Below are 6,951 nucleotides of genomic sequence, written 5' to 3' on the forward strand. Positions count from 1 at the left end.
TTGGAAAAGGGGGTACATATTAGGATGAGCCTTGTTTATGCAGGAATCTTGCTGTGTGCTGCAGCGTTCACAATTGTCGCTGTTTTCGCTTCCGTTGCACTGAAGCGTGCAGCGAATACGATGGAATCCTTCACTACGACATTGGGCGACGTGGAACAAAAAATGAACCATATAACACCGGAACTTCAAAAGATGCTGAAGGAAACCGGCAGAACAACGGATGATTTGAACGATAAGCTTGCCGCCACCAATGGATTATTCGATTCCTTGGATCGTATGGGGCATGCCGTTCATACATGTAATCGGCTGCTGCAGACGAAAACAAATAAACTGTCGGTTTTCCGATCACCTCAGTTTGTGAACAAGTTGACCGAAACCCTCAAATGGGGGGGAGTCGTTAATCAAATATATAACAGATGGAAAAATGGGCAAAAAGGCAGCAATACGAATCGTAACGAACAAAAAACAGGAAATGAGGGATGATCATGAGTTTAACCGGAGTAGGTGTCGTTTTAATCGGGGTGGCATTGCTTATTATTGCTGTGTATGCTGCTTGGACCTTGAACAACTTGGCCAATGTGCTTCGGGGGATGGAAAAAACGGTGGAACAACTGCCTGATCAGCTTGACGATTTATTCAGAGAAACCGGCAGTGCACTCAGTCAAACAAACCGGACAATTGCGGAGGTCAATGAAAAGCTGCACACATTGAGCCCCTTGTTTTATATGGTACAGGACGTCGGAGAGGCTTCTAGAAAATTGACGTCTCCATTAACCCGTTTCAGCGCATCCATGAGTCAAAAGATAGATAAAAGTAAAAATAACGATGATTAAGAAGGAGCTGGGACAAAAGACATTTAGTCAAAGTAAAATCCGAACTATGATTCACAAATAATCTGAATCAGTTCGGATTTTCGTTTAGCGTAGGAAAAACACGGAGACTCCTGCGGGATCAAAAGGCCTAGATGAGACCCCGCAGTGCGATAAGCACGAGGAGGCTCATCAGCGCCCGCGGAAAGCGCAGTGTTTTTCCGGAGCGGTGACTACTTCTTAAATATATCATTCGTATTTAGAAGTTATTTATTTCGTTTTGTACCAGCTTGTTCTGTACTGCCATAGACAATAGCCTAACCCAGCTATGCCGTATATCCATTCCAAGTTGGAGCGCCTCATGACAGGGTTGTCAGTTTTTGCCTTCATTTCCTCATTAATGGCTGATGCTGATGCTGAAAGGTTTCGCGCTGCATTGCCAATGTTACTTGCGGCGTGGATAACGGGGTCCAGCCTGCTGAGCTTTTGTTTCATATTATTGACAACAGCCGTTCCTGAGTGGAGTGTGCTGCTGGCATTACTCATAGTATTTGCGGCTTGCTTCGGCAGTTTACCAACCGTTTCCGTCAGGTTGGAGAGGATCTCCGTCAGCCTTTTTAGCGGTTTGATCAATAAAAAAGCAACGCCGACGGATGCAAGTCCGATCAGCAGAACGATGATGCCTACCCAATCCATTTGTGTTCAACTCCCTTCTCTTCTGTATTTTTCAAGATACCCCCTATTTTATCACGCTTTCATGACACTGGCACATTCTTTTGCTCCGGAATATCGATAGGCATATGATATCTCGCTCTATCATAAATGATCATCTTGTCCCATACAATGATGACAGCAGGAGAATAATAAGGGGCGGACGATATGGATCGATTGAAGCGAGGAATCATGTGGACAGCAGGTTTTATTGTACTGGCATTGCTTATTCAATATCCGATTGAAAAGGCGGATTCAACGTGGAAGACATGGTCGTTGCCTTTATCCGGTCGGACCATCGTTATTGATCCGGGCCACGGTGGCGTGGATGGAGGAGCCGTCGGAAAAGATGAAACACTTGAAAAAGATATTGCACTTGTCGTCGCCAAAAAATTACGCAACTACTTGCAGCAATCCGGTGCTCTTGTGTACCTGACACGAGAAAAGGACAAAGATTTAGCCAAGCCTGATACCAAAGGCTTGTCACGCCGAAAGGCTGAAGATATTCGAAAACGTCTCCAATTTATACAGGATAAGGATGCGGATTTATTCATCACTCTTCATTTAAATGCGCTAACCTCGGAAAAATGGCATGGGGCTCAAACGTTTTACCACCCGAAAGAGGGAAAAAATAAACATTTGGCCGAAATGATCCAGGATGAAATTACCCGTAACTTGGAAAACACAACGAGAAGTCCTCTTGCGATTAACAACGTTTATTTGCTAAAACATGCTGGAGTGCCTGGGTCCCTGGTCGAGATGGGATTTTTGTCCAATCAGAAGGAATTGGAGAACTTAAAAAAGGATAACTATCAGGAAAAGATGGCTGTCAGTATTTATGAAGGCATTCTTCGTTATAGTACTGAAAAACAGCGGAGGTAAATCCTTGGTAATAATTCAAATCACTTAGAATTTGTGTGATTTGTGTTATACTGGCGTTGTATGGAATCAATGAAAGACATGTTTCCTTTATACGCTGGGAAAAGGATGGTGACCAACTGTGTTATCCGAAGAAAAAGTAAGAGAATTGCTCAACCCTGTTCAAGATCCGTTTTTACATAAAACGCTGGAAGAGACTGGCGGTATCAACAATATATCCATTAAGGAAGAAAAGAATCATGTGAGCGTGAAAATTGGCATTGCCAAAACCAACACAGCTGAACAGATGCAGATGCAGCAGGAAATGGTCGGTATTTTGAAAAAGAACGGTGCATCCACGGTCGGTCTCCGTTTCGAACAGCTTCCTGATGACGTTATTCAAAAATATCAGCCGGCAGCCGAAGAAGAACAGGAAAAAACGCTTATGGGCGGCGATAAGCAGCCCAACTTTATTGCTGTTGCAAGTGCTAAGGGCGGCGTGGGTAAATCAACAGTAACGGTAAACCTCGCTATGTCATTGATGCGGCTTGGTAAAAAAGTTGGCATTATTGATGCAGATATTTACGGTTTTAGTGTCCCGGATATGATGGGTATTGAAAACAGACCACAAGTACGTGGTGAAAAAATTATTCCTGTTGAACGTTTCGGTGTACAAGTCATCTCAATGGGCTTCTTTGTAGAGGATAATGCCCCGGTTATTTGGCGTGGACCAATGCTTGGGAAAATGCTCAGCAGCTTTTTTAAGGAAGTTGAGTGGGGCGACTTGGATTATCTCCTGCTTGACCTTCCCCCAGGGACTGGTGATATTGCTATGGATGTGCATGAAATGATTCCGAGTTGCAAGGAACTGATTGTGTCCACGCCACATCCATCGGCAGCATTTGTAGCCGCAAGGGCCGGTCAGATGGCACTGAAAACCGACCATGAAATCCTTGGCATCGTTGAAAACATGGCCTATTATGAAAGCAGAACAGGGGAAAAAGAGTATGTATTTGGCAAAGGCGGCGGAGACAAACTGGCTGAAGCGCTGGATACAAAGGTGCTTGGCCGTTTGCCGTTGCAACAGCCATATGAAGAGGAAGATGAGTTTTCTCCATCGGTTTATCAGCAAGATCACCCGATAGGTAAAGAATACCATAAAGTAGCATCCAAAATAGTGGCAAATTTTGAGGAAACATAAAAGAGGTGGACTTGGTCCACCTCTTTTATGTTGGTTTTTATACAGAATCAACTTGCTTTGCCGCCCCCACCTGAGTCGCCGCCGGAACCTTTGCCGCCGTCTTTTGATTTTTTCCCTTTTCCTTTGGATTGCTCTTCCGCAGCTTTTAACAGAATGTCGGATATTTTGGACTTGAAAAGGGGTGTTTCAAACGTCTTTTGTATCTTTTCCTCTAAATGCTTACTGAACTTTTGACTCTTCATAACACTAAGCATTTCCTCGGACACTTGTGGATCTTTCATTAAATCGATCATTTGCTGCTTAAATTTGGAATCATTCATCAGCTCTTTCATCAATTTTTTGTGTTGTTTGGACATGGATTTGGCGTATGTTTTAACGAATTTTGGATCTTCAAACAAACGTTTCCACATGTCTTTAGCCTTATCGGAACCAAGAAAGTCTTCTATGGCCTTTTTAACTTCTTCTGAGTCAATGACAAGCTTTTGTTTCATTTTTTTATCGGATAGAATATCTTTAAGTGCTTTTTTACCGTCTTCGGTCTGCAATATATCAACAACCATTTTTTTGGTTGTATCGTAATCCGCTTTCTCGCCTGCAGCGTTCTGTCCGCCGCAGCCGGAGATGACCATGATTGATACCAGGAACAGAGCTGCAAAAATCGTTCGTAGCATGCTCGGAGTCCTCCTTCCTCTTGTCATTACTGTCTGTGAAATCGTGAAAATTATGCGTTTATAGAAGAAAAAAGGACGTATTCATGCTAAAATATTGGTGAATGTTCAACATGACGTTTAGGAGGAGCATATTTTGAATAGCCGAAAGTTGACAGGTTTATTTTTCAAAACGCTTGTGATTGGGGGCGTAGTGGGATTAGTCACCAGTTTTTTTGTAAAATCCGCGTCCTATGCAAATAATTTAAACCCGATCGATTGGATGGAACTGATCGGGCTCCTGTTCTTTTTTGTTGGTCTTGGCTTGGTTTTCAGCGTTATTAGTCAAACGGGCTTTTTTGCTTATTTATTTATTAATCAGTTCGGGCTCAGTCTATTCCGTTCATATTGGTCGGCCGTTCAGGTTCTTTTGATTGCTTTTGTTTTATTTGACCTGATTTACTTTCCTTATATAAATACAAATGATGATATCTCCCTGCTCTGGTTTATTCTGATGGCAGTGGTCATTTTTGTTTACGGCTGGATTGTATCTGTGATTAAAGTCCGTGCGACAAACCGACGTGCCTTTATCCCATCTCTTTTTTTAATGGTCGTCATGACATCTGTAGAATGGGTTCCTGGTTTGACCGCAAAGGGAACGGATTATGCATGGCTGATGATTGTCCCCCTGCTCGTCTGTAACACGTATCAATTGCTTATTTTGCATAAATTGACTGGAAGAAAAGAAGGAACGGCTGATCATAACGATCAAACGTCCGTCAGAACAGCTACCAAAAAATCATAACTAGCGGTAAAACCCCTTTATCCTTTATGCAGGATGGGGTTTTAATATGTTTATCCTGTTTAGCCTCGCATATAACCGGTAACGATCTCCCCTACAAGTGCATGGGATGATGCCATCAATTGCTTATTCTACAGGTTGGGAGTCAGCATGTGCTTGGTTGATCAACTCGGATATGGATACGAAATCAAACTCTTTTTTTCTTAGCCCTGGCAATATAGTATCCAAGGCTTCGGCGGTTTGTTTGGCGGAGTCGGAAGCATGCATAAGAATGATATCGCCATTGGAGGTTTCATTCATGACAAAGTTAACGATTCGCCTGGTCCCCGGGTTTTTCCAATCATTTGGGTTTACATTCCAATGAGTTACCGTAAATCCTTGATTTTCAGCCAATTTAATGATTTCTTTGTTAAATTTACCGCTTGGCGGACGAAGAAGATCCATGTCTTCGTATCCAAGTTTGCTGAACACATCCTTAGCCTTTATTAAATCGTTTCGTACGTCCTCAATTTCCTGGTCAAGGTAACTCGTATAACGATACCCGAGCATACCAAGTTCATGGCCTTGTTCACTGATTTTTTCTATAATATCGGGATGGCGTTCAGCCCACTCGCCACTGACAAAAAATGTTGTTTGCACCTGCCTTTCTTCCAGTTTCTCCAAGATGCCATGTACTTTTTCTTCTCCCCAGCTGATATTGAAGGTTAAAGCAATTTGAGGCTTGTTGCTGTCGCCTTTGGTTAAAGCTAATGGCTCATTACTGGATGCAACCGAAAATGTTCCATCACGTGCAAACCAGAGGAAGGAAGCTGTGAACAATGCGAATAGAACAACGATTGCATACCGTTTCCACTTTCTGAACCGAATGGTGTAAAAATGCTTCATATAATCATTTCCCTCCATATGTCTTAATTCCATTCTATGTACAAGTCTTATTTATATGTCTTTGTTACCTGTATTCAAAAAGATGGTTTTTAAAGATGGCGAGCTGGCGGAACGTTATGACATTTATCCATGAGGAAAAGATGACAGATGCAGGAGAATCAAAAAAGGCTGCTGCCATTTTTGTGTATAGATAATCGTTGTTACGTTTAACATAAGTGTGTTGCGAATATCATTGCATGGAAGGTAAGGTGTTATTATGCTGGGTTTTTTAATTTCAAATGTAGAGCAAAAGGAAATGGAGTATCTTATTAAACGTGAGCTTGAAGAACTGCTTATGGACATGGAAGATTCCCGTATAGATACAGTGGTAAAAAAGTCCATTAAAGAGCGCTACCAAACCATATTCAATCTATATCGACGGGTAGCCAGTCAACAGGAATGTTTGAAATACATACCAAAACGTACATATAATCAGTAATGTTATGCTGGGGCAAACCATGAGGGGGGATCCCTCCAATTAAATAAGTATGATGTCGAGTGCGCGTCAGAAGTCTGAAGATGTTTGTTGTAATGATACAGGAAAGAGACTCCGCGGCGACCATATGTTGACGGGTCAACGTTTAGTATCACCATTAGGATTTTTGAGATCAATTCTTTGATATTTTTGCATTTATCTATTGAACTGATTCAATGATTATGCTATATTATTGTTTGTCGTCAACGAAACAAACCGAGTGATTTATAAAAATATAACACTTTCAAACCGTTTCTTTTATTTAAAAATAAAAAGAGGCATTGACTTTTGGCGACAATGTTGGTACAATAAAAAATGTTGCAAAAAGCGACATAAACAGATTGTTCCTTGAAAACTGAACAAAACAGCCAGTATGACAGATGGATGTCAGAGGCAGGAAGTCGGAATGCTGATGTGTATATCGGCTGAATGACTTACCCCTTGAAATCCACAAAATAAGCGAAGCCAATGAACGGCTGATCGGTGTCAGTCGTATCCCAAACTTTTTTGGAGAGTTTGATCTT

The 6,951-nt window shown here is 41.9% G+C and carries 9 protein-coding genes; 6 read left to right on the forward strand and 3 right to left on the reverse strand.

What is annotated here, in order from left to right:
* Positions 1-24 precede the first annotated feature (24 nt).
* Both ABDZ72_RS04655 and ABDZ72_RS04660 read left to right on the forward strand, forming a co-directional pair.
* On the forward strand, positions 25-483 hold the full coding sequence (locus tag ABDZ72_RS04655; RefSeq protein WP_343751462.1) for a DUF948 domain-containing protein: 459 nt from the start codon (positions 25-27) through the stop codon (positions 481-483).
* Positions 484-485: 2 nt separating this feature from the next.
* Positions 486-833, forward strand: a complete 348-nt coding sequence (locus ABDZ72_RS04660) for a DUF948 domain-containing protein (protein ID WP_343751463.1) — start codon at positions 486-488, stop codon at positions 831-833.
* A gap of 246 nt (positions 834-1,079) precedes the next feature.
* On the opposite strand, the gene ABDZ72_RS04665 is transcribed toward ABDZ72_RS04660, so the two are convergent.
* Positions 1,080-1,505 carry a DUF948 domain-containing protein gene (locus ABDZ72_RS04665; protein ID WP_343751465.1) on the reverse strand — a complete coding sequence of 142 codons (426 nt, stop codon included), beginning with the start codon at positions 1,503-1,505 and terminating at the stop codon, positions 1,080-1,082.
* Between the two features lie 183 nt (positions 1,506-1,688).
* On the opposite strand from ABDZ72_RS04665, the gene cwlD reads away from it, so the two are divergent.
* Positions 1,689-2,402 (forward strand): N-acetylmuramoyl-L-alanine amidase CwlD, encoded by a 714-nt coding sequence (cwlD, locus tag ABDZ72_RS04670; RefSeq protein ID WP_343751466.1) that lies wholly within the window; start codon positions 1,689-1,691, stop codon positions 2,400-2,402.
* Between the two features lie 118 nt (positions 2,403-2,520).
* Positions 2,521-3,579: an Mrp/NBP35 family ATP-binding protein gene (locus ABDZ72_RS04675; protein ID WP_343751467.1), complete on the forward strand. Its 1,059-nt coding sequence runs from the start codon at positions 2,521-2,523 to the stop codon at positions 3,577-3,579.
* A 47-nt stretch (positions 3,580-3,626) separates the two neighbouring features.
* Here the strand turns inward: ABDZ72_RS04675 and gerD are convergent, their stop codons facing one another.
* Positions 3,627-4,250, reverse strand: a complete 624-nt coding sequence (gerD, locus tag ABDZ72_RS04680) for a spore germination lipoprotein GerD (RefSeq protein WP_343751468.1) — start codon at positions 4,248-4,250, stop codon at positions 3,627-3,629.
* A 133-nt stretch (positions 4,251-4,383) separates the two neighbouring features.
* Between gerD and ABDZ72_RS04685 the strand changes: the two genes are divergently transcribed.
* Positions 4,384-5,031, forward strand: coding sequence for a KinB-signaling pathway activation protein (locus ABDZ72_RS04685; RefSeq protein WP_343751469.1), 648 nt, complete (start codon positions 4,384-4,386; stop codon positions 5,029-5,031).
* A gap of 123 nt (positions 5,032-5,154) precedes the next feature.
* On the opposite strand, the gene pdaB is transcribed toward ABDZ72_RS04685, so the two are convergent.
* Positions 5,155-5,913 carry a polysaccharide deacetylase family sporulation protein PdaB gene (gene pdaB, locus ABDZ72_RS04690; RefSeq protein ID WP_343751471.1) on the reverse strand — a complete coding sequence of 253 codons (759 nt, stop codon included), beginning with the start codon at positions 5,911-5,913 and terminating at the stop codon, positions 5,155-5,157.
* 256 nt (positions 5,914-6,169) lie between these two features.
* On the opposite strand from pdaB, the gene ABDZ72_RS04695 reads away from it, so the two are divergent.
* Complete coding sequence (locus tag ABDZ72_RS04695) at positions 6,170-6,391, forward strand: hypothetical protein (RefSeq protein WP_343751472.1); 222 nt, start codon at positions 6,170-6,172, stop codon at positions 6,389-6,391.
* The last annotated feature ends 560 nt before the right edge of the window (positions 6,392-6,951 follow it).

The sequence above is a fragment of the Lentibacillus halophilus genome, assembly GCF_039522485.1.
Taxonomy (GTDB): Bacteria; Bacillota; Bacilli; order Bacillales; family Amphibacillaceae; genus Lentibacillus; species Lentibacillus halophilus.